Origin of the sequence: Nocardiopsis halotolerans DSM 44410, from assembly GCF_000341065.1 — a bacterium.
Lineage (GTDB): Bacteria > Actinomycetota > Actinomycetes > Streptosporangiales > Streptosporangiaceae > Nocardiopsis > Nocardiopsis halotolerans.
In genome coordinates, this window is record NZ_ANAX01000195.1 from 1 (window position 1) to 24,408 (window position 24,408).

Annotated in this window: 24 protein-coding genes; 10 read left to right on the top strand and 14 right to left on the bottom strand. The window is 71.7% G+C overall.

Annotation, left to right across the window (positions count from 1 at the left end):
* Positions 1-50: 50 nt before the first annotated feature.
* The 3 genes from D455_RS0114725 to D455_RS0114735 form a co-directional block, all read right to left on the bottom strand.
* On the bottom strand, positions 51-1,028 hold the full coding sequence (locus D455_RS0114725) for a phytoene/squalene synthase family protein (RefSeq protein ID WP_017571478.1): 978 nt from the start codon (positions 1,026-1,028) through the stop codon (positions 51-53).
* Positions 1,025-2,485, bottom strand: coding sequence for a phytoene desaturase family protein (gene crtI, locus D455_RS0114730; RefSeq protein ID WP_017571479.1), 1,461 nt, complete (start codon positions 2,483-2,485; stop codon positions 1,025-1,027). Before crtI ends, D455_RS0114725 begins: the two co-directional genes overlap by 4 nt.
* Before the next feature lie 122 nt (positions 2,486-2,607).
* On the bottom strand, positions 2,608-3,777 hold the full coding sequence (locus D455_RS0114735) for a polyprenyl synthetase family protein (protein ID WP_017571480.1): 1,170 nt from the start codon (positions 3,775-3,777) through the stop codon (positions 2,608-2,610).
* 174 nt (positions 3,778-3,951) lie between these two features.
* Here D455_RS0114735 and D455_RS0114740 point away from each other — a divergent pair, with 174 nt between their 5' ends.
* From D455_RS0114740 to D455_RS30510, 7 genes are all read left to right on the top strand, one after another.
* Positions 3,952-4,470, top strand: a complete 519-nt coding sequence (locus tag D455_RS0114740) for a MarR family winged helix-turn-helix transcriptional regulator (protein ID WP_026122639.1) — start codon at positions 3,952-3,954, stop codon at positions 4,468-4,470.
* 328 nt (positions 4,471-4,798) lie between these two features.
* Complete coding sequence (locus tag D455_RS30505) at positions 4,799-6,370, top strand: BCCT family transporter (protein WP_017571482.1); 1,572 nt, start codon at positions 4,799-4,801, stop codon at positions 6,368-6,370.
* Between the two features lie 30 nt (positions 6,371-6,400).
* Positions 6,401-6,874, top strand: a complete 474-nt coding sequence (locus D455_RS0114750) for an Hsp20/alpha crystallin family protein (protein ID WP_017571483.1) — start codon at positions 6,401-6,403, stop codon at positions 6,872-6,874.
* Between the two features lie 165 nt (positions 6,875-7,039).
* Positions 7,040-7,633, top strand: a complete 594-nt coding sequence (locus D455_RS0114755; protein WP_017571484.1) for a copper chaperone PCu(A)C — start codon at positions 7,040-7,042, stop codon at positions 7,631-7,633.
* Positions 7,633-8,838, top strand: a complete 1,206-nt coding sequence (locus D455_RS0114760; protein WP_017571485.1) for a Dyp-type peroxidase — start codon at positions 7,633-7,635, stop codon at positions 8,836-8,838. Before D455_RS0114755 ends, D455_RS0114760 begins: the two co-directional genes overlap by 1 nt.
* 47 nt (positions 8,839-8,885) lie before the next feature.
* Positions 8,886-9,446 (top strand): hypothetical protein, encoded by a 561-nt coding sequence (locus D455_RS0114765; protein ID WP_017571486.1) that lies wholly within the window; start codon positions 8,886-8,888, stop codon positions 9,444-9,446.
* Between the two features lie 262 nt (positions 9,447-9,708).
* The gene (locus tag D455_RS30510) at positions 9,709-10,371 is read left to right on the top strand and encodes a sigma-70 family RNA polymerase sigma factor (protein ID WP_017571487.1); all 663 of its coding nucleotides are present in this window, start codon (positions 9,709-9,711) and stop codon (positions 10,369-10,371) included.
* Between the two features lie 153 nt (positions 10,372-10,524).
* Here D455_RS30510 and D455_RS0114775 read toward each other — a convergent pair whose 3' ends face one another.
* The 4 genes from D455_RS0114775 to D455_RS0114790 all read right to left on the bottom strand — a co-directional run bounded on the left by D455_RS0114775 (position 10,525) and on the right by D455_RS0114790 (position 16,067).
* Complete coding sequence (locus D455_RS0114775; RefSeq protein WP_017571488.1) at positions 10,525-11,859, bottom strand: M16 family metallopeptidase; 1,335 nt, start codon at positions 11,857-11,859, stop codon at positions 10,525-10,527.
* Between the two features lie 116 nt (positions 11,860-11,975).
* Positions 11,976-14,279, bottom strand: coding sequence for a polyribonucleotide nucleotidyltransferase (locus tag D455_RS0114780; RefSeq protein ID WP_017571489.1), 2,304 nt, complete (start codon positions 14,277-14,279; stop codon positions 11,976-11,978).
* A gap of 305 nt (positions 14,280-14,584) precedes the next feature.
* Positions 14,585-14,854 carry a 30S ribosomal protein S15 gene (gene rpsO, locus D455_RS0114785; RefSeq protein WP_017571490.1) on the bottom strand — a complete coding sequence of 90 codons (270 nt, stop codon included), beginning with the start codon at positions 14,852-14,854 and terminating at the stop codon, positions 14,585-14,587.
* Positions 14,855-15,110: 256 nt separating this feature from the next.
* Positions 15,111-16,067: a bifunctional riboflavin kinase/FAD synthetase gene (locus D455_RS0114790; protein WP_026122640.1), complete on the bottom strand. Its 957-nt coding sequence runs from the start codon at positions 16,065-16,067 to the stop codon at positions 15,111-15,113.
* Positions 16,068-16,292: 225 nt separating this feature from the next.
* Between D455_RS0114790 and D455_RS30515 the strand changes: the two genes are divergently transcribed.
* Both D455_RS30515 and D455_RS35400 read left to right on the top strand, forming a co-directional pair.
* Positions 16,293-16,562, top strand: coding sequence for a BrnT family toxin (locus D455_RS30515; protein WP_017571492.1), 270 nt, complete (start codon positions 16,293-16,295; stop codon positions 16,560-16,562).
* Positions 16,562-16,723 carry a hypothetical protein gene (locus tag D455_RS35400; RefSeq protein ID WP_160167847.1) on the top strand — a complete coding sequence of 54 codons (162 nt, stop codon included), beginning with the start codon at positions 16,562-16,564 and terminating at the stop codon, positions 16,721-16,723. Before D455_RS30515 ends, D455_RS35400 begins: the two co-directional genes overlap by 1 nt.
* On the opposite strand, the gene truB is transcribed toward D455_RS35400, so the two are convergent.
* The 7 genes from truB to rimP form a co-directional block, all read right to left on the bottom strand.
* The gene (gene truB, locus D455_RS0114805; RefSeq protein WP_017571494.1) at positions 16,724-17,611 is read right to left on the bottom strand and encodes a tRNA pseudouridine(55) synthase TruB; all 888 of its coding nucleotides are present in this window, start codon (positions 17,609-17,611) and stop codon (positions 16,724-16,726) included.
* Between the two features lie 57 nt (positions 17,612-17,668).
* Positions 17,669-18,112, bottom strand: coding sequence for a 30S ribosome-binding factor RbfA (rbfA, locus tag D455_RS0114810; RefSeq protein ID WP_017571495.1), 444 nt, complete (start codon positions 18,110-18,112; stop codon positions 17,669-17,671).
* A 2-nt stretch (positions 18,113-18,114) separates the two neighbouring features.
* A complete protein-coding gene (locus D455_RS0114815; RefSeq protein ID WP_017571496.1) occupies positions 18,115-18,411 on the bottom strand; it encodes a DUF503 domain-containing protein in 297 nt (98 codons plus the stop codon).
* 105 nt (positions 18,412-18,516) lie between these two features.
* Complete coding sequence (infB, locus tag D455_RS0114820; protein WP_017571497.1) at positions 18,517-21,483, bottom strand: translation initiation factor IF-2; 2,967 nt, start codon at positions 21,481-21,483, stop codon at positions 18,517-18,519.
* A 210-nt stretch (positions 21,484-21,693) separates the two neighbouring features.
* Positions 21,694-22,017 carry a YlxR family protein gene (locus tag D455_RS30520; protein ID WP_083922241.1) on the bottom strand — a complete coding sequence of 108 codons (324 nt, stop codon included), beginning with the start codon at positions 22,015-22,017 and terminating at the stop codon, positions 21,694-21,696.
* 13 nt (positions 22,018-22,030) lie between these two features.
* The gene (gene nusA / locus D455_RS0114830) at positions 22,031-23,044 is read right to left on the bottom strand and encodes a transcription termination factor NusA (RefSeq protein ID WP_017571499.1); all 1,014 of its coding nucleotides are present in this window, start codon (positions 23,042-23,044) and stop codon (positions 22,031-22,033) included.
* Positions 23,045-23,068: 24 nt separating this feature from the next.
* Positions 23,069-23,551, bottom strand: coding sequence for a ribosome maturation factor RimP (gene rimP / locus D455_RS0114835; RefSeq protein WP_017571500.1), 483 nt, complete (start codon positions 23,549-23,551; stop codon positions 23,069-23,071).
* 286 nt (positions 23,552-23,837) lie between these two features.
* Between rimP and D455_RS0114840 the strand changes: the two genes are divergently transcribed.
* Positions 23,838-24,326 carry a ferritin-like domain-containing protein gene (locus D455_RS0114840; RefSeq protein ID WP_017571501.1) on the top strand — a complete coding sequence of 163 codons (489 nt, stop codon included), beginning with the start codon at positions 23,838-23,840 and terminating at the stop codon, positions 24,324-24,326.
* Positions 24,327-24,408: the final 82 nt, after the last annotated feature.

The following is a 24,408-nucleotide window of genomic DNA, read 5'->3' on the forward strand; positions in this document are numbered from 1 at the left end:
CACCGGAGTCCTCCCGGGTCGAGGGTCGCGAAGCGGAGCGGCCCGCCCCCTCAGCCGGTCCGCGGGCGCGGCACCCGGCCCCGGAGCGAGCGCGCCACCAGGGAGCGTGCGAGGGCGGGCACGGCGGCGACCGCCTTGCGGGTGTCCGAGACACGGTGCCGAACGCTCCACACGTCGTAGTCGGCCGCGCGCACCTCGTCCAGGATCGCGCGGTAGAGCCGGAAGGCGGTGGCGACACACGGACGGGCCACGGGGGAGAGCATCGCGATCCCGGGTCGGGCGCGCCGGTAGAAGCCCTGGTTGACCTCCACCAGTTCGGCGAGGGCCTCCCTCACGCGCGGATGGGACTCCCCGGCCCGACGGCACTGTTCCAGCAGCTCCCGGTCCACGCCGTGGGCGTCCAGCACGTCCCGGGGCACGTAGACACGGCCGCGCCGCAGGTCCTCGGACACGTCCCGCAGGAAGTTGGTCAGCTGGAAGGCCTCGCCCAGCGCCGCGGCGTGCGGGGCCGCCTCCTCCCGGGAGGTGACCGTCCCCAGGACCGGCAGCACCTGGAGGCCGATCACCGCCGCCGAGCCGTACATGTACTCGCGCAGGTGTTCCAGGTCGCGGTAGCCGGTGACGGTCAGGTCCATGCGCATGGAGGACATGAACGCCGTGAAGTAGGCGTGCGGCAGCGCGTACCGGTCAACCGTGTGCGCGAGGGCGTCCAGGACGGGCGCGTTCTCCGGCTCCCTCGCGCGCCGCCCGCCCAGGACCCGGGCGAGGTCGGCGTCGATACCGTCCAGCCGCGCGGTCTGGTCCTTGATCGTCGTTCCGGGTGGAGGTTCGTCGACGATGTCGTCCACCCACCGCGCGAAGCCGTACAGCGCGTGCACCCCGGGTCTGCGTTCGGGTGGCAGCACCCGCGTGGCCGTGTAGTAGGTGCGCCCGTGGTGGGCGTGCAGGGCCCGGCACCGGAGGTAGGCCTCCCTCAGCGGCCGACCGGTGATCCCCGCCGCGTCCAGTTCCGTGGTTCCCGCGCTCATCGGCGGCCTCCCGTCCGTTGGAGCACCCTGGCGGCGGCGAGCTTGCCCGAGATGAGCACGGTCGGCAGGCCGACCCCCGGGGTGGTCCCGCATCCGGCCAGGACGGCGTTGGAGACGCCCGGGACGGTGTTGCGCGGCCGGAACGGCCCGGTCTGCGCGAAGGTGTGCGACAGCGAGAACGGCGTACCGTGTGCGAGCCCCTGACGCGCCCAGTCCGCCGGGGTGACCAGGTGCTCCGCGCGCACGGAGTCGCCCAGTCCGGTCAGACCGCGTTCCTCCAGCACCCCGACCAGGTGGTCCCGGTAGCGCGGCCCCTCACGGTCCCAGTCGACGCGTCCCGCGGCCAGGTTGGGCGCCGGAGCGAGTACGTACAGCAGGTGGCGGCCCTCCGGGGCCAGCGACGGGTCGGTGCGGGTGGGCTGGGTGACCAGCAGGGAGGGGTCGCTCATGGTGCGGCCCTCGCGGATGATCTCGGTGAAGGTGCGCCGCCACGCGTCACCGAAGGAGATCGTGTGGTGCCCCAGGTGCTCCCAGGTGCGGTCGGTGCCCAGGTGCAGCACGACCGCCGAGGGCGAGTAGCGCGCGGCGACGGGACGCCGGGGCGTGTGGCCGAGCAGCCGGTGGGCGGCGGGCAAGTCCGCGGTGAGCACCAGCTGGTCGCAGGCCAGGCGCTCCCCGTCCCCGGTGACCACGGCGGTCACCCTCGTCCCGGCCCGTTCGAGCCGGGTGACCTCACGCCCGTAGCGGAGGGTCCCCCCGGCCTTGGCGACCGCTCCCGCCAGGGCGTCGCCCAGCGCGCTCATCCCGCCCCGGGGGAAGTACACCCCGGCGACGGTGTCCATGTAGGCGATGACGGCGTAGGCGGCCAGGGCACCGCGCGGCGCCACCCCCGCGTACAGCGACTGGAAGGAGAAGATCCGGCGCAGGCGCTCGTCGCGGACGTGGCGGCCCACCGCCGGGGCCAGTCTGCCGAAACCGCCCATCGCTGCGAGCCGGAACAGGTCGGGGCGGACCAGGTCCAGCGGCGAGTCGAACTGGGCGTCGATGAACGAGCGCATCTCCACCCGGTACAGCCGGGTGAGCCAGTCGCGCAGCCGCAGGTACCCGTCGGCCTCGCGCTGACCGGCCGCACGGGCGACCTCGGCGGCCATCGCCTCGCGCTCGGTGTGCACGTCGATCACCGATCCGTCGGCGAAGGAAGCTCGGTAGGCGGGGCTCAGCGGCACCAGGTCCAACCGGTCCGCCACGGTCTCGCCGACCGCGCCCAGGGCCTCGTCGAGCAGTTCGGGCATGGTGAGCACGGTGGGGCCGGTGTCGATCCGGAAGCCGTCCAGGTCGAGCCGCCCCGCGCGCCCGCCCGGATGCGCCTCGCGCTCGACCACGGTGACCTCGCGCCCCGCTCCCAGCAGGTGCAGGGCGCAGGCCAGGCCGGACAGGCCCGCGCCCACGACGACCACGGGGTCGCGTCCTCGCGGCCCGGACCGGATCCTTCGCGGTGCCGCGTGCGGTGTGGCGCCCTCCGCGCCGGACACGGCGGTACCCCTCCCGGGTGCGGCGGTCGCCCGCCTCGCACGTGGCGTCACACGCCCTCCCCCGCCGTCAGTTCGGCCAGCGCCCGCAGACCCTCCAGCGCGGGCTTCGGCGCGTCGATCCCGTCCAAACGGGCCCCGCCCCGGGCGGCGAGTTCCCGACACCTGCCGCGCACCAGGTCGCGGGCGCCGAGACGGTCCAGGGCGTCGGCCACCTCGCCTGGGTCCACGTCCGCGCCGGGGGCGCCGACCCGGTCGAGCAGCCGCAGCGTCGCGGTGTCCCCGCGTTCGCGTGCCAGTCGGAGGCCGGTCGCGAGCAGCAGGGTGCACTTGCCCTCACGGACGTCCTCGCCCACCGGCTTGCCGGTCCGGGAACTGTCCCCGTAGACGCCGAGGAGGTCGTCCCTGAGCTGGAAGGCGACACCGACGTCCCTGCCGTAGCCGCGCAGGGCCTCCACCACCGCCGGGGCGGCCCCGGCCATCGCCGCGCCCAGGTGCAGGGGGCGTTCGACGCTGTAGGACGCCGTCTTGAGCAGGTCCACCCGTAGGGCCGCCTCCTCGGAGCGCTCCCGGCGGGCCTGGACACGCAGATCGAGGAACTGCCCCGCCATGATCTCGGTGCGCAGAGCGCGCCACACGGCGCGCGCCCGACCGGGCTCGGGGACGTCCGGCAGGGCCTCGGCGAGCATGTCGTCGGCCCAGGCCAGGGCCAGATCGCCCACGAGCACGGCCAGTGCCTCGCCGTACCGGCCGGGGGGGCCGCNGCCGACGAGTCCGTCCCTCCCGTGTTCGAGGGTGTAGGCGGCGTGCACCGAGGGGCGGCCCCGGCGGATCGGCGAGCCGTCCATCACGTCGTCGTGGACGAGGGCGATGGTCTGGACGAGTTCCACGGCGGCGCAGGCCTGGCGTGCGGAGCGCGCGGTGTCTCCATGGGAGGCGCCTCCGCCCGTGATCCATCCCCACCAGGCGAGCAGTGACCGCATCCGTTTGCCCCCGTCCAGGGTGAAGCGGACGGTCACCCCGGCCAGGTCACCGCCGAACTCGCCGTCGACGCGCCCGGCCTCGCGGAGCCTGCGGTCGAGATAGCGGCGCAGGGCCTCGTCCAGGGCCGCGCGGTCGTCCGCGGCTCCCGCGTTCTCGTGGTGGGGGTGGGTGTTCAGGATGGGGTTGACGACGTCCTCCCAGGATGGTTTTCGGGCCCCATAAGCCTTACTTTCCATGAATCTTGTTATCCGAACCATTTCCCGCCCCAAAACGGATCAGCCCCCGGTGTCACGGGACGTGCTCCGCTGACACGCGTTCCGCCGTGCGACGGGAGGCGCGCCCTCGCGGAACGCCCTAGACTTCCAGGGACGACCGGAAGGCGCCGGTCGCGCGAGCGCGAGAGAGGACCCATGGACACCGCGTCGGCCGCATCCTCTCCTCCCGGTTCCGAAGGGTCCCGGGCGGTGGAGCCCGAGGTCAGGCCGCGGGGCGAACTCTACGACGCGCTCCAGACCGACGGACAGCGACTCGCCGTACGGCTCATCCGACTGCTGCACCGGATGGCGGAGCGCTCGGGGATGAACCCGACCGACTTCCAGTGCTACACACTGCTGCGCGTGGGCGGTTCCATGACCCCCGGGGAGATCGCCGACAGCCTGTGCCTGTCCACCGGTTCGGTGACCGGAGTGGTCGACCGGTTGGAGGCGCACGGGCTGGTCGAGCGCACCCGCCACCCCGAGGACCGGCGCAAGGTCGCCGTCCGTCTGACCGCGGAGGCCGAACGCATGGGCGCCGAGACCGCCCCCGGAATGCGCGAGGCGATGACCGCCGCGCACGCCGACTACTCGGTGGAGGAGTTGGCCACGATCGCGGACTGGCTGGACCGGATCGGCGGCACCCTCGACCGGCTGGCCGCGAACCCGGAGTAGACCGCGCGCGTCCCGTGCCGTACCCGCCCGTCCGGGCTTCCCTGAGACCCGACCAGTGCCCTGAACAGGCAAAAAAGGGTCACATAGCGGCTGAAAGCATACTTCGTCTCTCGTAAGCCAACACTCCACGGTTGTGCTGTTGCTTCACGAGATCGCCTTTGGCATCTACCATCCCACGGGACATGTCCGTGGGCGGGCCCTCGCCGGCCCGTCATCCCCCGACCAGGGGTATTCGACCCTTTGGGGCTGGGAAGGAGCCACCATCTCATCCCTACGCGAGTACATCCGCGAACACACCAACCCCACGGTCTTCGGAGTATCCGGGATCGTGATCATCGCCTTCGTCGTCTTCGGCATCGTGGCCACCGAGCCGCTCCTGAACGCGGCCACCACGGCCCGCGACTGGATCGGCGCGAAGCTCGGTTGGCTCTACGTCCTGTCCACCACCTTCTTCCTCCTGGTGGCACTCTTCCTCCTGTTCAGCCGGTTCGGGAAGATCCGCCTGGGCCCGGACGACTCCCGACCCGAGTTCGGAACGCTGCCCTGGTTCGCCATGCTCTTCACCACCGGCATGGGAATCGGCCTGGTGTTCTGGGGCGTGTCGGAGCCCATCCACCACCTGACCTCTCCGCGCTCGGCCGAGTTCGTCACGCCGGAGGGTGAACCGCCCCTGCCCGAGGCGGCGACCGAGGCCCTGTCCCTGAGCTACTTCCACTGGAGCTTCCACCCCTGGGCCATCTACATCGCGCTCGGCCTGTCACTGGGCTACTTCGCCTTCCGCAAGGGGCTCCCCCTGCGCCCCGCCTCCGCGCTCTACCCGCTCCTGGGCGACCGCGTCTTCGGCTGGCCCGGACACATCGTGGACATCGTCGCGATCTTCGGCACGATCTTCGGTCTGGCCACCTCGCTGGGCCTGGGCACGCTCCAGATCAACGGCGGACTCAACCACGTCTTCGGCATCCCGTCGAACTCCCTCGTGCAGTCGATCATCATCATCGCGATCACCGCGATCGCACTCGTCAGCGTGCTCGCGGGCATCGACAAGGGCATCCGGCGCCTGTCGATGATCAACCTGTGGCTGGCGTTCCTCCTGATGGTGACCGTCTTCGTCCTGGGGCCCAAGCTGTGGAACATCAGCATCATGACCACGGCCGCGGGCGACTACCTGAGCAACATCATCGAATGGAGCCTGGCCTTCCCCAGCCCGCTCATGGACGAGACGGCCGCCGCATGGACCACCGCGTGGCCCATCTTCTACTGGGGCTGGTGGATCTCCTGGGCCCCGTTCGTCGGCATCTTCCTGGCCCGGGTCTCCTACGGCCGCACCATCCGCGAGTTCATCCTCGGCGCGCTGTTCGCCCCGGTCGCCGTGTCCATCCTGTGGTTCGGCGTGTTCGGCGGCTCCGGCCTGTACTACGAACTGTTCCGGGACGCCGGCCTGAGCGGACTGGACGAGGCTCAGCGCTCCTTCCGCATGATCGAGATGCTGCCCGTGGGGCCGATCATCGGCTCCGTCATCTCCGTCCTGCTCATCACCGTGGTGGCGGTCTTCTTCATCACCTCCTCCGACTCCGGGTCCCTGGTGGTGGACACGCTCGCGAGTGGCGGAAGCATCCATCCGGTCAAGGCCCACCGCGCCTTCTGGGCCATCAGCGAGGGCGCGGTCACCCTGGTCCTGCTGGTGCTGGGCGGTGAGAACGCGCTGACGGCGCTCCAGGCCGCCTCCGTGGTGACGGGACTGCCTTTCGCGATCATCCTGTTGCTCATGGTGTGGGGCCTGGGCAAGGCACTCTCGAACGAACCCAAACCGGGGAGCACCGAGGAGAGGCGCTCCCAGGAACAGCGCTCCCAGGAACGGCGCTCGACCGGCCGGTCCCCGGAGAAACAGAAGCGCGAGTAGTTCCCGACAGCACGAGGAAAGGAGGCCGCCGTGGCGCCGAAGCGATTCAACAACCCCTTCCACGGCGTGGTGGACATGATCACGGAGATGAACCGCATCTCCGACAGCATGTCCTCGATGGAGACCGGCAACGCCGGTGAGCGCGAGCGCGGACACGCCGACGCCTGGAGTCCCCCCACCGACATCCTCGCCCGGGGCGACGACCTGGTCATCCGCTGCGAGTTGCCGGGCGTCCAGGAACATGAGGTGGCCGTGAGCCTCAACAACGGCATCCTCACCGTCAGCGGCGAACGCCGACGGGACGACGACGACGTCATCTACTACTCCTCGGAGCGGTTCATGGGCACGTTCCGCCGGGAGATCAGCCTCCCGGAGGCGGTGGACGAGGACGACATCGAGGCCAGCTACGGCGAGGGGCTGCTGGAGGTGGTGGTGCACGGCGCCGCCAACGTCCGCAAGCCCCGGCCCATCACCATCCGCAAGCGCTCACGGGGCAGGTCCTAGCCCGACGGCGCACGATCCGACGGGGGTCCCGCGGGAAGTGGCTTCCCGCGGGACCCCCGTCGCGTGTGGCGACGACCCTCCGGAGGCCGGGAACCGGACGGGGGCGGAACCCGACCCGTAGGGGGAACGGCCGCGAGGACGCGGCCCGCACCCCACGGAGGGAACATGAACCGCACCCGCACCGCCCGCATCGCATGGACCGCCTCACTGCTCTGCCTCGGGCTCACCCTCACCGCCTGTGGCGGGAACGGGGTCCCGGCGGAGGACGCCGCCCAGGAGGGGACCGCGGAGTCAGCCGCCTCGGCAACCGCCGCCGACGCCTTCTCAGTGACCGCCCCCTGGATCAAGGCCGCCACCACCGAGGAGGGCATGACCGGTGTCTTCGGGGAACTGGTCAACGGCTCCGACGAGGAGATCACCCTCGTCTCGGCCAGCTACGACGGGGCCGGGATGGTCGAGCTGCACGAGGTCGTCACCGAGGGCACGGACGGCACCATGCGCGAGAAGGAGGGCGGGTTCCCCATCCCCGCCGGGGGCAGCCGGGCGCTGGAGCCCGGCGCCGACCACATCATGCTCATGGAGCTGACCGAGGACCTCGAACCGGGCGTCGAGGCGACCGTCACCGTGGAGTTCTCCGACGGTTCCACCACCGGGTTCACCGCGTCCGTCAAGGACTACGCCGGGGCCAACGAGGACTACGGAGATGAGCAGGCGCAGGAGGGCGAGGACACGGAGCACGAGGGGCACGGGGACCACTGATGGGTGACGGCAAGGCGCGGCTCAGCCGCAGGGGCCTGCTCCTGGGCGCCGCCGCCGGTGCCGGCGCCGCCGGGGGCGCACTCGCCCACCGGTGGGCCGCGGAACCGGCGCCGACTCCCGAGGGGCCCGCCCCCAACGGCACACTGACCGTCCCGTTCCACGGTGCCCACCAGGCGGGTGTGGAGACGCCGCCGCAGGCGCACGGCACGTTCATCGCCCTGGACCTGGAACCGGAGACCGACGCTGGGGGGATCCGGCGCCTCATGCGGCTGCTCAGCGACGACGCGGCGCGCATGTCCCGGGGGGAACCCGCCCTGGCCGACACCGAACCCGAACTCGCCGAGGTCCCGGCCCGGCTCACCACCACGTTCGGTTTCGGCAGAGGGCTGGTGGAGCGGGTGGACCGTGCGGCGGTTCCGGACTGGCTGGGTCCGCTGCCGGAGTTCGACCACGATCGGATCGATCCGGCCTGGGGCGAGGCGGACCTGCTGCTCCAGGTGTGCGCGGACGATCCCGTCACCGTCTCGCACGCGGTGCGGATGATGCTCAAGGACTCACGGTCCTTCGCGCGGGTGCGGTGGACCCAGACCGGGTTCCGCCGTGCCCACGGCTCCCAGCCCGAGGGCACCACCATGCGCAACCTGATGGGGCAGGTGGACGGCACGGTCAACCCGGCGCCGGGGACCGAGGACTTCGAACGGTTGGTGTGGGGCGGCGATAAACCACGGTGGCTGGGGGGAGGAACGAGCCTGGTGCTGCGACGGATCGCCACCCACCTGGACACGTGGGACGAGCTGGACCGGCCCGCGCGGGAGGCGGTCATCGGCCGCCGCCTGGACAACGGCGCGCCGCTGACCGGCGAGGACGAACACGACGAGGCGGATCTGACGGCCAAGGACGAGTCCGGCCTGACCGTCATCGCCGACTTCGCGCACATACGCCGGGCGCGCACCGGCGACCCGGGGCAGCGGATCTTCCGGCGCGCCTACAACTACGACCACCGGGACTCCGGCGGCCAGGACGCGGGGCTGCTGTTCGCGTCCTTCCAGGCCGACCCGCTGCGCCAGTTCGTGCCCGTCCAGCAGCGGCTGGACGAGCTGGACCTGCTCAACGAGTGGACGACCGCCGTGGGCTCGGCGGTGTTCGCCGTCCCGCCCGGCTGCGCGGAGGGAGGGTACGTGGGGCAGACGCTGCTCGAAGCCTGACGCGCCCCCGGAACCGACACGGGCGGAACGGATGCGACGATGAGGCCATGACGGAGCGGCCACCCCTGCGCGCGGCCCGCGCCGGGGTGTTCGCCTCGGTGTGCTCCGCCGTGTCCGTGGGCGGCCACACGCTGACCTCGGACCACGGCGTCCCGCTCGTCGGCCTGCTCGTGGGCGCCGCCCTGGTCTACGCGTTCGCCTGGTCCGCGACGGGCCGCGAACGCGGACTCGGCGCGATCGCGGGGTGGATGGCGTGGGGCCAGCTGGCCCTGCACCTGGTGTTCTCCATGGCGCAGTCGGCGGGTGCCCACGGCGCCCACGCGTCCGGCCCCGCCGCCGTGGAGGCCGCCTCGGGCGGCACCGAGATGCTCGTGGCCCACCTGGTCGCGGGCGCGGTGTGCGCCTGGTGGCTCCGCCAGGGCGAGGCCGCGCTCTTCTCTTACCTGCGGCTGGCCGCCGCCGCGCTGCTGCCCGTCCTGGTGCTCGCGGTCCCGCGCGCACTACCCGAGCGGGTGCCCCCGGCCCCGCTCCCGGAGCGGAACACGCCCGCTCCCGTCACGCCCTACCTGCGGCACAGTCTGGTCCTGCGGGGTCCACCGGCGCTCTAGCCGTGTTCCCCGGTCCTCCCGTCCTCACCGCCGTCCCCTCGGTTCGCGGTGTTCGGAACGGGCACGGGGAACGCGCCCCGCGTGCCCGTACGGCGCCGTGCCGCCCTCCCACCGCGTCACGCGCGGCTTGGGGCACGCCCGGTTCCCGCGTGTCCGGGTCCGGTGTCCAGCCGGTCCCACACGCCTCCCGCCACCGCGCGCACCGCCGCCCGAGGCCACCGGCCACCGGGCCGGTCGTGCGCGCCCGGAACCCGGAGCAGCGATGCCCATCCACACCACCTCCCAGGAGCGGCGTCGGGCGCGACAGCCGTCCCGACAACCCGCACACCACCCCCGGGCGGACCACCCCGCGGGCCCGCCCACGACCGTTCCGTCAGCCACCGGGGGGAGCCCCGGATCCGCCGAGGAGCGCGACCGCGAACTCGACCGGCTGGCGCTCGACGCCCGGGAGGGCTCGACCGCCGCGCTGGACGCGTTCGTCCGGCGCACCCGTGCCGACGTCACCCGTTACATCTCCCGCAGGGTCCATCCCGACCGCGTCGAGGAGCTCAGCCAGGAGACCTACCTGCGGGCGCTGCGCGGCCTGCCCCGGTTCGCCGGACGCGCCCCCGCCCGGACCTGGCTCCTGGCCATCGCCCGCAACACCGTCGCCGACCGCTACCGCCACGACGCCGCCCGACCCGACTGCGTGCGTCCGCCCGACTGGGACCTGCTGCCCGGACACGCGACCCGTTTCGACGAGCACGTGGCCCTGCTCTCCCTGGTGGAGGGGCTCACGGCCGAACGACGACAGGCCTTCGTCCTCACCCAGGTGAAGGGGCTGACCTACGCCGAGGCCGCGCACCTGGCCGGAGTCCCCGTGGGGACGATCCGCTCGCGGGTCGCCCGTGCGCGCGACGACCTGCTGCGCGGGTTCGGCGCCTGAGCGGCGGGGGTGCACGCCGGTCCCCGGCACGGGCACCGCCAGAGGTGAACACGAGACCCCGGGGCACCGCCGCGTGTCGCGGAGCGCCCCGGGGTCCACGGGGAGGGCGGGAGCGACGGCCGGAGAGGCGGCGCTCTCCGACGGCCTTCCCGGTCAGAAGGTCCGGTCGGCCTCGTAGGGGCCGATCACGGCCAGCGTGCGCGGCCGGGCCAGCAGGTCGGCGGCCACCTCGGCCACGTCCGCCCCGGTCACCGCGTCGAACATCGCCAGGCTCTCGTCGATCGAGTAGTGGCGCGGCCGGTTCAGCTCGTGCGAGAGCAGCCTGCCCATCCGCGCGTTGGTGCCCTCACTGCCCATCACGAGCGATCCCTGGATCTGGCCCTTGGCCCGGGTCAGCTCCTCGGCGGTGATCCCCGAGGTGGCCACCTTCTCCAGTTCGTCGCGGCACACCCGGATGACCTCGTCGGCCTTCTCCGGCAGGCAGCCCGCGTAGACCTGGAAGTTTCCGGTGTCGGCGTAGCCGGTGTGGTAGGCGTGCACCGCGTAGGCCAGACCGCGCTTCTCCCGCACCTCCTGGAACAGGCGGGAGGACATCCCGCCGCCCAGGGCGGCGCTGAGCAGGCGCAGCGCGTGCCAGCGCGGATCGGTGCGGCTCAGCCCCTCCGTCCCCAGGATGATGTGCGCCTGCTCGGTCTCGCGCGACTGCACCACCGTGCCGTCGTACGTGGGGACCGGGGAGCCGCCCATGCGGGGACGCGCAGGGCGGGCGTCCCCGGCGGCGGCCGACCGCTCGGCGAACAGCTCCCGGACCCGGTCCACCACCACGTCGTGGTCCAGGCTGCCCGCGGCGGTCACGATCAGCTCGCCGGGCACGTAGGCGTCGCGGTACTGTTCGGCGATCCGGTCGCGGGAGAGCGCCTCGATGGTGTCGGTCGTGCCCAGGATCGGACGTCCCAGCGGCGAGTCCCCGAAGAAGTGCGCGGCGAAGACGTCGTCCACCAGGTCGGCGGGCTCGTCCTCGTACATGGCGATCTCCTCCAGGATCACGCCCCGCTCGGTCTCCACCTCCCCCTCGTCGAGCACCGAGTTGGCCACCATGTCACCGACGACGTCGATCGCCAGGGGCATGTCGCGGTCGAGCACCTTGGCGTAGTAGCAGGTGTGCTCCTTGGTGGTGTAGGCGTTGTGGTCGGCGCCCACACCGTCCAACAGCGCGGAGATCTCCAGCGCCGAACGTTCCTTGGTCCCCTTGAACAGCAGGTGCTCCAGGAAGTGCGCCGACCCCGCGTGCGCGGAGTCCTCGTCGCGGGAGCCAGTGGTCGCCGAGATTCCGAACGCGACGGACCGGACGCCCGGCACGGCCTCGGTGACCACGCGCAGACCGCCGGGAAGCACCGTGCGGCGCACCAGTCCGGTACCGCCGTCCGGTTCCAGCAGCGTCACGGTCGTGCCCGGGTCCTGCTCGGCGGCGATGGGGACAGAGCTCATGAATCCTTCTTCTTCGTCGGGGGCGTCGGTGGCTGGTCCACCCGGCGGCTCCAGCCGAGGATACGCGCCGGGGCGGCCGCATCCAGCGATGCGACCGCCCCGGTGTGCGTTGCGGATCAGGTGTTCTCGGAACGCCCGCCCGAGCTGCGGCGGCGACGGCGGCGCGGGGCGTCCCCGCCGCTCTTCTCGCCGTTCTCAGCGCCGTTGCCCTCGGCCGGGGCCTCCTCGCCCTCGGCGGACTTGGCGGCCTCGGCCTCCACGACCTCGACCGGGACCAGCGACAGCTTGCCGCGGTCGTCGATCTCGCGGATCTCGACCTGGATCTTCTCGCCGATGCTGATCACGTCGTCGAGGTTCTCGATCCGCTTGCCGCCGTGCAGCTTGCGGATCTGCGAGATGTGCAGCAGGCCGTCCTTGCCGGGCAGCAGCGACACGAACGCGCCGAACGTGGTGGTCTTGACGACGGTGCCCAGGTAACGGTCGCCGACCTCGGGCATCGTCGGGTTCGCGATCTGGTTGACCGTGTCCCGCGCGGCCTCGGCGGAGGGCCCGTCGGTGGCGCCGATGTAGATCGTGCCGTCGTCCTCGATCGTGATCTCGGCGCCGGTGTCGTCCTGGATCGAGTTGATCATCTTGCCCTTGGGGCCGATGACCTCGCCGATCTTCTCCACCGGGACCTTGACGGTGAGGATGCGCGGGGCGTTCGGGCTCATCTCGGCCGGACGCTCGATGGCCTCCTGCATGACGTCGAGGATGGCCAGGCGGGCGCCGCGGGCCTGTTGGAGCGCGAGCGCCAACTGCTCGGCGGGGATGCCGTCGAGCTTGGTGTCCAGCTGGAGGGCCGTGATGAGCTCACGGGTACCGGCGACCTTGAAGTCCATGTCGCCGAACGCGTCCTCGGCGCCGAGGATGTCGGTCAGCGTGACGAACTCGTCGCCCTCGCTGATCAGGCCCATGGCGATGCCCGACACCATCTCCCTGAGGGGCACACCGGCCGCCATCAGGGACATCGTGGAGGCGCAGACCGAACCCATCGAGGTGGAGCCGTTGGAGCCCAGGGCCTCCGACACCTGACGGATGGCGTAGGGGAACTCCTCGCGGGAGGGCAGGACCGGGAGCAGGGCGCGCTCGGCGAGGGCGCCGTGCCCGATCTCGCGCCGCTTGGGCGAGCCCACCCGGCCGGTCTCACCGGTGGAGTAGGGCGGGAAGTTGTAGTTGTGCATGTAGCGCTTGGTCTTGTCCGGGTTGAGCGTGTCAACCGTCTGCTCCATGCGCAGCATGTTGAGCGTGGTCACACCCATGATCTGGGTCTCACCGCGCTCGAAGAGGGCCGAGCCGTGCACCCGCGGCAGGACGCCGACCTCGGCGCTGAGCTGGCGGATGTCCTTGGGGCCGCGGCCGTCGATCCGGATCTGGTCGCGCAGCACGCGCTCACGCATGAGCTGCTTGCTCAGCGAGCGGAAGGCGGCGCCGATCTCCTTCTCGCGTCCCTCGAAGTCCTCGGCGAGCTTCTCGCCCGCCGCGGTCTTGACGCGGTCCAGCTCGGCCTCGCGCTCCTGCTTGTCGGCGATGGTGAGCGCCTTGGACAGCTCCTCGCGGACCGAGCTCTCCACGGCGGCGTACACGTCGTCCTCGTAGTCGAGGAAGATCGGGTATTCGCCCTGCTCGCGGCTGCCCTGCTCGGCGACGGCCTGCTGGGCCTTGCACAGGACCTTGATGAAGGGCTTGGCGGCCTCCAGACCCTCGGCGACGGTCTGCTCGTTGGGGCCGACGGCGCCCTCGGAGACCAGCTTGAGGGTGTGGACCGTGGACTCGGCCTCCACCATCATGATGGCGACGTCGCCGTCCTCCAGGACGCGACCGGCGACCACCATGTCGAAGGTGGCCCTCTCCAGCTCGGCGTGGGTCGGGAAGCCCACCCACTGGCCGTCGATGAGAGCGACGCGCACGCCGCCGATCGGGCCGGAGAAGGGCAGCCCGGCGATCTGGGTGGACATCGAGGCCGCGTTGATGGCGACGACGTCGTACAGGTGCTCGGGGTGCAGGGCCAGGACCGTCTCGACGATCTGGATCTCGTTGCGCAGGCCCTTCTTGAACGACGGGCGCAGCGGCCGGTCGATCAGGCGGCAGGTGAGGATGGCGTCCTCGGAGGGACGGCCCTCACGCCGGAAGAAGGAGCCGGGGATGCGACCCGCGGCGTACATGCGCTCCTCGACGTCCACCGTCAGGGGGAAGAAGTCGAGGTTCTCCTTGGGGCGCTTCGAGGCGGTGGTGGCGGACAGCACGACGGTGTCGTCGTCCAGGTACACCGTGGCCGAACCGGCGGCCTGTCGGGCCAGGCGACCGGTCTCGAAGCGGATGGTGCGGGTGCCGAAGGAGCCGTTGTCGATGACGGCTTCGGCCGAGTACACGCCCTCCATGGGCGACCTCCTACTACACGTGTTCGCGTTCGTCGCGCCGGGCACGGCGGTGCCCTGGGCGCGATCGTGTTCGTCTTCCCGCGTCCGTGCCCCGGAGTTGATGACGGCCGGTCATCGATCGAAGCCCACGGCATACCCTGGCGGGGATGTCCGGGGACCACTACCGAGGACCGGCCCCGATTCCGCGACCGGGGGGAGCGGGTGTTCCTCACTGTGGAATTGTGGCGGACGGCGATGCACGACCACCGTCGCGTCACACCTTACTAACAAAGCGGGAGCAGCCGAAGCCACTCCCGCCGGTCGGCCTAGCGGCGCAGACCCAGGCGCTCGATCAGCGAGCGGTAGCGGGTGATGTCCTGCTTGGCCACGTACTTGAGCAGACGGCGGCGGCGACCGACCATCAGCAGCAGACCCCTGCGGCTGTGGTGGTCGTGCTTGTGCTCCTTGAGGTGCTCGGTCAGCTCGGTGATGCGGTGCGTCATCAGCGCGATCTGGACCTCGGGAGAGCCGGTGTCGCCTTCCTTGGTGGCGTACTCGGCGATGATCTTCTCTTTGGTGGCGGCGTCGATCGACACGTCGCTCCTTCTCTGGAAAGTCGGTACGCGGGACGGGCCCGGCCGTGGAGCCGGGGTCAGCCGCGGTGACCGCGCGTACGAACAGTCACCGTCTCGTGTGGTGCGCGCGGACCGTCGCCGACGGCGTGGGTGCACCGCGCTCCCCGGCCCGACGGACCGCGGGAGGGCGGCCGGTCGTGGGGCACACGTGGACACGGCCCACCCTACCGCAAAGCGCGAGGTGACGGGCCATGACCGGACGGTCCCCGGCCGTGCCCTACCCCGCCCTCTCCCCCTTCAGGAGCTCGCGGCACTCGTCCACGTCCACACGCATGCGCGCGATGAGGTCGTCGATGCTGTCGAAGCGCACCTGGCCCCGGATGCGCACGGTGAAGTCCACCGACATGCGCAGTCCGTACAGGTCCAGGTCGTCGCGGTCCAGGGCGTAGGCCTCCACGGTGCGCTCGGCGCCGTCGAAGGTGGGGTTGGTGCCCACGGAGATGGCGGCGGGCCAGCGCGACTCCCCTCCGGCGACCGGAACGGCGCGGTCGAGCCAGCCCGCGTAGACGCCGTCACCGGGCACCGCGGTGTCGGGGAGCAGGTCCATGTTGGCGGTGGGGAAGCCCAGCAGCTCACGGCCGCGCGCGGCGCCGTGCACGACCTCGCCCCCGACCCGGTGCGGGCGGCCGAGCAGCGTGGCGGCACCTGCCACGTCGCCCTCGGCGAGCAGTCCGCGCACGCGCGTGGAGGTGATGGTGTCGCCGTCGGCGACCAGCGCGACCCCGTGGGCGGTGAAGCCGTGCTCGGCGCCCAGTTCGGACAGCGCGGCGACGTCACCGGCCGCGCGGTGCCCGAAGCGGAAGTCCTCGCCCACGACCACGGCCGAGGCGTGCAGACGGTCGACCAGGACGCGCTGGACGAACTCCTCGTGGGACAGGGAGGACAGGTCCTTGGTGAAGGGCAGGACGCACACGGCCTCGGCACCGTGCTCGCCGAGCAGCTCCAGCCGCCGTTCCAGGGGGGTGAGCACGGGCGGGGTGGTACCGCGCAGCACCGTCTCGGGGTGGGGGTCGAAGGTCACCACGACCACGGGGAGGCCGAGTTCGCGTCCGCGTCCGACGGCGGTCGCCAGGATGGCCTGGTGGCCCCGGTGCACCCCGTCGAACACGCCGACCGCCGCCACACAGCGCCCCCATCCGGAGGGAACGCCCTCCAGCCCGTCCCATCGCCGCACGTCCGGCTCCCCTGCTCGTCGCTCCTCGTGGATCCGCGCGGAGCCCGCCACGCTCAGCGTGTTCGGGTTCCGCCCGAACCAAGGGTGCCACGTCCGCGGGTCCCCCACCGACACAAGGGGTGTGTGGCCCGGAACACGCACGTTCGGTGGCGCCTCCAAGGAGATCGCCCCAGGAACCTCGACCTACTTCCACGGTGCGTATCACAAGGTATTACGTTACTCAGCGTGGACACATGGATTCACTGGACGGACGCCAACGAAGCGCACATCGCCCGCCACGGAGTCATCCCGCAGGAGGTGGAACAGGCGGCCGAATCGCCCTACCGGACATTCCCGGGGCGCGAGGGAAGCACCATCCTGCTCGGACGGACCTACGCTGGAAGACACCCGACGGTCGTCCTGGCGGACGCGATCGACGACCACCGCTCCTGGTATGTGGTGACCGATCGTGACATGACTCCCAAGGAGCGGAGGACGTTCCAAAGAAGGGTGTGATGACCATGGACGACAAGAGGCTCGACGCATTGGCCGAGTACCACGGCGAACGGGACATCAGCGAGGACATCGAGGCGCCCGGTCCGGCGACGATCCTTACCTCCGGTCCCGACGGCCTCACGGCTCTGTGCGCGGGGAGGGCGGCCGTCATCAAGATCTGATCAGGCGGGTTCGAAGACCACCACGGGCTTCATGTGGTCCCGGCGGTTCTCCCCCAGGGCGACGACCCGGCCGTCCGGGGCGAACAGGCCCACCGGGCCGCTCCCCGACGTGTCGGGGGTGATCCGGTTGCCGTGCCGGATCCGGCCGGTCTCCTCCTCGGTCAGGACCCGCGCCGGGAAGGCCGCGGCGACGGCCTCGGCCAGCGGGACCTGCGCGAACTCCTGGGCCAGCTGGTCCAGCGTGCGCGCCCGGGACAGGTCGTAGGGGCCCACGCGGGTGCGCCGCAGCGCGGTCAGGTGGCCGCCCACGCCCAAGTCGGCGCCCATGTCGCGGGCCAACGAGCGGATGTAGGTACCGCTGGAACAGGTGACGGAGGCGTCCACGTCCACGAACTCCCCGTCGGTGTCGGACACCCGGCGGATCCCGGTGACCGCGAACTCCCCCACGGTGACCGCGCGGGACTTCAGTGCCACCTCCTTGCCCTCACGCGCCGACTTGTAGGCGCGCTTGCCGTCCACCTTGATCGCGCTGACCTGGGGCGGAACCTGCTGGATGGTTCCGGTGAGCCGGGCGGCGGCCCCGCGCACGGCCTCCTCGGTGACACCGGAGGCGTCCACGCGGTCACCGTGCTCGCCCTCGGCGTCGTCGGTGTTGGTCGTCAGTCCCAGGCGGATGGTGGTCTCGTAGACCTTCTCCGTCAGGGTCAGGTGGCCGAGCAGTTTGGTGCCCTTCTCGATGCCCAGCACCAGGACCCCGGTGGCCATCGGGTCCAGGGTGCCCGCGTGGCCCACCCTGCGGGTACGCGCGAGCCCGCGCGTCTTGGCGACCACGTCGTGCGAGGTCCAGTCGGCGGGCTTGTCGACGACCACGACTCCGCTCTCGGCCATGGGACTCCTCGAAGAAGGGAACGGGGCGGCGGCACGGACGCGCCGCCGCCGGGGGTGTTACTCGTCCTCGTCGTACTCGGTCTCGCGGGGCGTCCGGTACGGGTCGGCCTCCCCCGCGGGCTTGGCCCCGCTGGCCCGTTCGGCCAGTTCCGCGTCGGACTGGCGCGCCTTGAGCAGCAGTTCCTCGATGTGCTGGGCGTTCTCCTGGACCTCGTCGACGACGAAGGTCAGGCTCGGCGTGTGCCGGATGCCGGTCTGGCGTCCCACCTCGCTGCGGATCACGCCCTTGGCGCTCTCCAGGGCGGCGGCGGAGGCGGCCTTCTCCTCCGAGCTGCCGAACACCGTGTAGTACACCGTGGCGTCCCGCAGGTCGGCGGTGATGCGCGCGTCGGTCACGGTGACGAATCCCAGGCGCGGGTCCTTGATCCGCCGGTCCAGCATCTCGGCGACGATGCGCTGGATGCGGTCGGCGATCTTGCGCGCGCGTGCGGCGTCAACCATCGTCAGTCTTCCTCTTCGTTGAAGAGCCGCTGCCTGGCGGAGAGCAGCTCCAGTTCGGGACGGCCCGCGACGAAGCGTTCGCAGGAGTCCATCAGGTCCCGGGCGTGCGCCGCCGTCGGCGCGACCACCGCGACACCGATCTTGGCCCGGCGGTACAGGTCGTGGTCCCCCGCTTCGGAGACCGAGACGGAGAACTTGCGGCGCAGCTCGGCGACGACCGGCCGGACCAGCGAACGCTTCTGTTTGAGCGAGTGGACGTCACCGAGAAGGACGTCCAGGGTCAGCGCCCCAACGTACAAGTGATCACCTGTGGTGTGTTCGGTTGTGTGGTGGGCCGTGTTCGGCGTCAAGCGTAGGGCCCCGGCCACACGGCCGGGGCCCCGTCGGATCAGGCTCCGCGAGGATCAGTCGCGGGGCTTCTCCCGCATCTCGTAGGTCTCGATGACGTCCTCGACCTTCAGGTCGTTGTAGCCGACACCGATACCGCACTCGAAGCCCTCGCGGACCTCGGTCGCGTCGTCCTTGAACCTGCGGAGCGACTCCACGTTGAGGTTCTCGGAGATGACGACCCCTTCGCGGATGAGCCGCGCCTTGGAGTTGCGGCGGATGAGACCGCTGCGGACGATCGAACCGGCGATGTTGCCGATCTTGGGCACCTTGAAGACCTCGCGGATCTCGGCGCTGCCGAGCTGGACCTCCTCGTAGACCGGCTTGAGGAGACCCTTGACGGCGGCCTCGATCTCGTCGATGGCCTGGTAGATCACCGAGTAGTACCGGATGTCCACGCCCATGCGGTCCGCCAGCTGGCTGTTCTTGCCCTCGGGCCGAACGTTGAAGCCGACGATGATCGCGTCCGCCGACGCCGCCAGGTTGATGTCGTTCTGCGTGATCGCACCGACACCGCGCCCGATGACCCGGATGCTCACCTCGTCGCCACCGGCGTCGATCTTGAGCAGGGACTCCTCCAGCGCCTCCACGGAACCGGACATGTCGCCCTTGATGAGGAGGAGCAGCTCGGAGCGCTCGCCCTCCTTCAGAGCGTTCTGCCAGTTGTCGAGGGTGACCCGGCGGGCCGAGCGCGCCTGCTGGGCGAAGCGCTCGCGCGCCTCGCGCTGCTGGGCGATCTGCCGCGCCACCCGGTCGTCCTTGACGACCAGGAAGTTGTCACCGGCGCTGGGAACGTTGGTCAGACCCAGCACCTGCACCGGACGGGACGGCTCGGCGCTCTGCACGTTCCGGCCGTGCTCGTCGAGCATGGCGCGGACGCGGCCGAAGGCGTCACCGCAGACGATCGAGTCACCGACGTTGAGCGTGCCGCGCTGGACCAGCACCGTGGCCATGGAACCGCGACCGCGGTCCAGGTAGGCCTCGATGGCCAGACCCTGCGCGTCCATCTCCGGGTTGGCCTGGAGATCGAGCGCCGCGTCGGAGGTCAGCACGATCGACTCGAGCAGGGCGTCGATGTTGTCGCCCTTGAGCGCGGAGATGTCCACGAACTGGACGTCGCCGCCGTACTCCTCGGCCACCAGGCCGTACTCGGTGAGCTGCGCACGGACCCGCTGCGGGTCGGCGCCCTCGACGTCGATCTTGTTGACCGCGACCACGATCGGGACCTCGGCCGCCTTGGCGTGGTCGATGGCCTCGGCCGTCTGCGGCTTGACGCCGTCGTCGGCGGCCACGACCAGCACCGCGATGTCGGTGACCTTCGCACCACGGGCACGCATGGCGGTGAACGCCTCGTGACCCGGGGTGTCGATGAAGGTGATCCTGCGCTCCTCACCGTCCACCTCGGTGGCGACCTGGTAGGCACCGATGTGCTGGGTGATGCCGCCCGCCTCGCCGCTGACGACGTTGGTCTTGCGGACGGTGTCCAGCAGTCGGGTCTTACCGTGGTCGACGTGACCCATGACGGTGACCACCGGCGGGCGCGGACGCAGGTCCTCGGAGGTGCCCTCGTTCTCACCGAACTCGATGGAGAACGACTCCAGCAGCTCGCGGTCCTCGTCCTCCGGGCTGACGACCTCGACCCTGTACTTGAGCTCCTCGCCCAGCAGGACCAGGGTCTCGTCCGGAAGGGACTGGGTCGCGGTGACCATCTCACCCAGGTGCATCATGACCTGGACGAGCGACGCCGGGTTGACGTCGATCTTGTCGCCGAAGTCCGACAGCGAGGCGCCGCGGGACAGACGGATGGTCTGGTTGTTGCCGCTCGGGATCTTGACGCCGCCGAACGACGGTGCCTGGAGGTCGTGGAACTCCTGACGCCGCTGCTTCTTGGACTTGCGGGCACGTCCGGGACGGCCGCCGGGGCGTCCGAACGCACCGGCCGTACCGCCGCCGCGACCACGGCCGCCGCCACCGGGACGACCGCCGAAGCCGCCCGGACGACCGCCGCCACCGCCGGGACGCGGACCGGCGCCCGCGGGAGCCCCGCGACCGCGGCCACCGCCGCCGGGACGGCCGCCGCCACCGCGACCGCCGCCCGGGGGCGGGGTCGGACGGGACGAGGGCATGTTCATCGGGCTGGGGCGCGGACCACCGGGTCGGGGGCCGGGACGCGGAGCGCCGCCTCCGGCGCCACCCGGGCGCGGGGCGCCCGCGGCACCGCCCGGACGGGGAGCGCGCTGGTCGCCGCCGCCCTGCGGGCCGGGACGCGGGCCCGGACGCGGACCGCCCGGACGCGGAGCGCCGCCGCCGGGACGCGGGGCGCGCTGGTCGCCGCCGCCCTGCGGACCGGGACGCGGGCCCGGACGCGGGCCACCCGGACGCGGAGCGCCGCCGCCGGGACGCGGGGCGGGCTTGGAGCCCATGCCGGTGGCGTTGGACGCGAACGGGTTGTTGCCCGGACGCGGGCCGGACGGGCGCGGACCGGGACGGGGCCCGCCGCGCTCGGGGCGGTCACCGCCGCGCTGGGGACGGTCGCCGCGCTGCGGGCGCTCGGAACGGCCGCCCTCGGAACGGCCCGCCGGAGCGCCGGGCTTGGGAGCACCGCCGGGACGGGGACCGGCCTCGCCACGGGGGCCCTTGGGACCCGGCTTGGGAGCGGGGCCCGGCTTCGGGGCCTCACCCTGCGGACCGGGCTTGGGCGCGGGACCCGGCCGGGGGCCGGGCTTGGGAGCCGGACCCGGCTTCGGGGCGGCACCGCCCTCCGCGGCGGGACGCGGGCCGGGCTTGGGAGCCTGACCCGGCTTCTTCGAGGCGGCTCCGTCGGAACCGTTGTTGAAAGCTTCCTGTAGGCGTCGCACGACCGGGGCCTCTATCGTCGAGGACGCCGATCGGACGAATTCACCCATCTCGTTGAGCTTGGCCAGGACGGCCTTGCTCTCTACACCGAACTCCTTGGCGAGTTCATATACCCGGACCTTCGCCACTACTCTCCTTCAGCTTCGGTCCGGGACATGGGCTTGTGCCGGACCGTCGTTAGCTCGAGTTACTCATCGCTGCGTACTCATCAGGCGCTCATCGCAATCTCGACCTGCTTCCTCATCGCTACACAACAATGGGCCGGTTGACGTGCCGACACAGCACTGGACGCCGACCTCGGTCAGTACAACCCAGAGATCGGCCCAGACATTCCAACCCTATCGGGAACGTTGACCCGATCCGCCACGCGGGGCGGCGTCGATCAGGGCCGCCACGAGTGAGGAGTCCCACCCGGCGGCACCCGCTCCCCTCCGGTAGGCGCGGGACCAGGCCCTGCGGCGCTCGGCGAGGTCGAAGCACCGCCGATCGCGGTGCAGGTAGGCGCCGCGCCCCGGACGTCGACCCCGGGTGTCGGGCGTGATGACCGTGCCCTCGGCCACCAGCCGTACGAGGTCGGACTGGACTGCCCGCGACCGGCACCCCACACACGTACGCACGGGACGGTCAGGACCGTCTGGGGTCACTCTATCGTGTCGAGGCATCGGCGCGACCCGATCAGCCGGTCGCGGTGGCGTCGTCGTCCTCGTCCGCGCCCTCTTCCCTGATGGTTTCGGAGGGTTCGGCGTCGGAGCGGATGTCGATGCGCCAACCGGTCAGGCGCGCGGCCAGGCGGGCGTTCTGGCCCTCCTTGCCGATCGCCAGGGACTGCTGGTAGTCGGGCACGATCACGCGGGCGACGCGGGCGGCCAGGTCGAGGACCTCCACGGAGTTGACCCGCGCCGGGGACAGGGCGTTGGCGACGAACACGGCCGGGTCCTCGGAGTGGTCGACGATGTCGATCTTCTCCCCGTGGAGTTCGGCCATGACGTTGCGGACGCGGCTGCCCAGCGGGCCGATGCAGGCGCCCTTGGCGTTGACCCCGCCCCGGTTGGAGCGCACGGCCATCTTGGTGCGGTGGCCCGCCTCGCGGGCGATCGCCGCGATCTCGACGGTGCCGTCGGCGATCTCGGGGACCTCCAGCTCGAAGAGCTTGCGCACGAGGTTGGGGTGCGTGCGCGAGAGCGTGACCGAGGGGCCGCGGTGGCCCTTGCGGACCTGCACCACGTAGGCGCGCAGACGCTCGCCGTGGGTGTAGGCCTCGGTGGGCACCTGCTCCTGCGGAGGCAGGACGGCCTCGATCTTGCCCAGGTCCACCAGCACGTTGCGGGGGTCCTTGCCCTGCTGGATGATGCCGGAGACGATGTCGTGCTCGCGCCCGGCGAACTCGCCCAGCGTCAGTTCGTCCTCGGCGTCGCGCAGGCGCTGGAGGATGACCTGCTTGGCGGTGGAGGTCGCGATGCGGCCGAACCCGGTGGGGGTGCCGTCGAACTCCCCGACGGTCTCGCCGTCCTCGTCGGTCTCCGCGACCCACACGGTCACGTGCCCGGTGGAGCGGTTGAGCTCGACGCGGGCCCTCTTGTCCGCGCCCTCCTCCCGGTGGTAGGCGATCAGCAGCGCGTCCTCGATGGCCTTGGCCACGAGTTCGACGGAGACGTCCTTCTCGCGTTCCAGACTGCGCAGAACGCTCATGTCAATGTCCACGGGGCTCCCCCTCTAGTCCGCCGCGTCGGTGTCGGCGTCGCGACGGAATTCCACCTGGACCCTGCCCTTGCCGAGTTCGGCGTGGGTGAAGGTGCGGGGCTGGCCCTCGACGTCCAGGGTGACCCCCTGGTCGTCGGCGTCGGTGACGCGACCGGTGACCTGCTCGCCCTCGGTGAGGGTGGCGATCACCAGCCGGCCCCGGGAGCGGCGCCAGTGCCTCGGCTGCGTCAGCGGGCGGTCCACCCCGGGAGAGGTGACCTCCAGGACGTAGGGCTGTTGGCCCATGACGTCGGAGGAGTCCAGCAGGGTGTTCACCTCCTGGCTGACCTCGCCGACCGTGTCCAGGTCGACCCCGTTGTCGGAGTCCACGACCACGCGCAGCACCCGCCGCTTGCCCGCCGGTGTCAGTTCGACGGACTCCAGGTCCAGTCCGGCCTCGGCCAGTACCGGCTCCAGCAGCTCGGCGATGCGCTCCTCGCGCGCCTGCGCTCCCATGTCGTGTTGCCCCTCCAACGGCGAAATCCCGCCCGCGCGGCCGTCCGGCCGGTGTACGGGGCGGTCCAGCTCTGTACGTAGTCTTCGGCTTGAACGGTCCGCCTCCCGGGGGACGCGGACCGACCACGCGTCGCGGTCGCGACGGCGGTTGTGCTGCAAGGGTATCCACTCCCGGACCCCTTCCAGGTCGCCGCCGGTGGCCGGGGCGCGTCGGCGCGTGCGGTCACGGTGTCCCCGTGCCGCGCGGAACGTGGAAGGATGTGGGGGTCGGACGGGAGGAGGGCGCGTGGGGATCGGCTGCGTCAGCCGTCGCACGGTGCTGGGCGCGACGGCCGCGGTGGGCGCCGTGGGCCTGGCCGGGTGCGGCGGAGGGGACTGGTACCCCTCGGACGTGACCCCGGAGGTGCACGTGCTGCGCGCGGTGATCCGGGAGAAGGAACGCATGGTGGCCCGCTACGAGGCCGCGATCTCCGAGGGCGTGGGGCCGCGGGACCTGCTGGAACGGTTCCTGGAACACCACCTGGCCCACATGGACGCACTGCTGGAGTCACTGCCGGAGGACGTGCCGCCCGTGGCCTCCGCGTCCCCGTCGGCCACGGAGGAGCCCCCGCCGGACACGGCTCCGGGGACCGCCGGTCTGCGCGTGCTGGAGGCCGCCGCGACGAGTGCCCGGCTGGACCAGGCGGGGGCCGTCACCGAACCGGGACTGGCCCAGCTGATCAGCTCGATCGGCGCGTGCGAGGCCGGGCACGCCCACCTGCTGGCCGAGGCCTAGGTCGCGTTCCTCGGATGGTTCCGTGCCCGCGACCCCGGACCGCCTCCCGCCGCGCCGGTGACGNCGCGCCACGTCCCGCGAG

Excerpts from the sequence above, each read along its gene's own strand:
- D455_RS0114760 (WP_017571485.1), top strand. The coding sequence starts at position 7,633 with ATGGGTGACGGCAAGGCGCGGCTCAGCCGCAGGGGCCTGCTCCTGGGC.
- rimP (WP_017571500.1), bottom strand. The coding sequence starts at position 23,551 with ATGGGAGCGCAGGCGCGCGAGGAGCGCATCGCCGAGCTGCTGGAGCCG.
- D455_RS0114765 (WP_017571486.1), top strand. The coding sequence starts at position 8,886 with ATGACGGAGCGGCCACCCCTGCGCGCGGCCCGCGCCGGGGTGTTCGCC.
- truB (WP_017571494.1), bottom strand. The coding sequence starts at position 17,611 with ATGGCCGAGAGCGGAGTCGTGGTCGTCGACAAGCCCGCCGACTGGACC.
- nusA (WP_017571499.1), bottom strand. The coding sequence starts at position 23,044 with ATGAGCGTTCTGCGCAGTCTGGAACGCGAGAAGGACGTCTCCGTCGAA.
- D455_RS30520 (WP_083922241.1), bottom strand. The coding sequence starts at position 22,017 with ATGCCTCGACACGATAGAGTGACCCCAGACGGTCCTGACCGTCCCGTG.
- D455_RS30510 (WP_017571487.1), top strand. The coding sequence starts at position 9,709 with ATGCCCATCCACACCACCTCCCAGGAGCGGCGTCGGGCGCGACAGCCG.
- D455_RS0114740 (WP_026122639.1), top strand. The coding sequence starts at position 3,952 with ATGGACACCGCGTCGGCCGCATCCTCTCCTCCCGGTTCCGAAGGGTCC.
- rbfA (WP_017571495.1), bottom strand. The coding sequence starts at position 18,112 with ATGGTTGACGCCGCACGCGCGCGCAAGATCGCCGACCGCATCCAGCGC.
- D455_RS0114755 (WP_017571484.1), top strand. The coding sequence starts at position 7,040 with ATGAACCGCACCCGCACCGCCCGCATCGCATGGACCGCCTCACTGCTC.
- D455_RS0114775 (WP_017571488.1), bottom strand. The coding sequence starts at position 11,859 with ATGAGCTCTGTCCCCATCGCCGCCGAGCAGGACCCGGGCACGACCGTG.
- D455_RS0114725 (WP_017571478.1), bottom strand. The coding sequence starts at position 1,028 with ATGAGCGCGGGAACCACGGAACTGGACGCGGCGGGGATCACCGGTCGG.
- D455_RS0114780 (WP_017571489.1), bottom strand. The coding sequence starts at position 14,279 with ATGGAGGGCGTGTACTCGGCCGAAGCCGTCATCGACAACGGCTCCTTC.
- D455_RS35400 (WP_160167847.1), top strand. The coding sequence starts at position 16,562 with ATGACCATGGACGACAAGAGGCTCGACGCATTGGCCGAGTACCACGGC.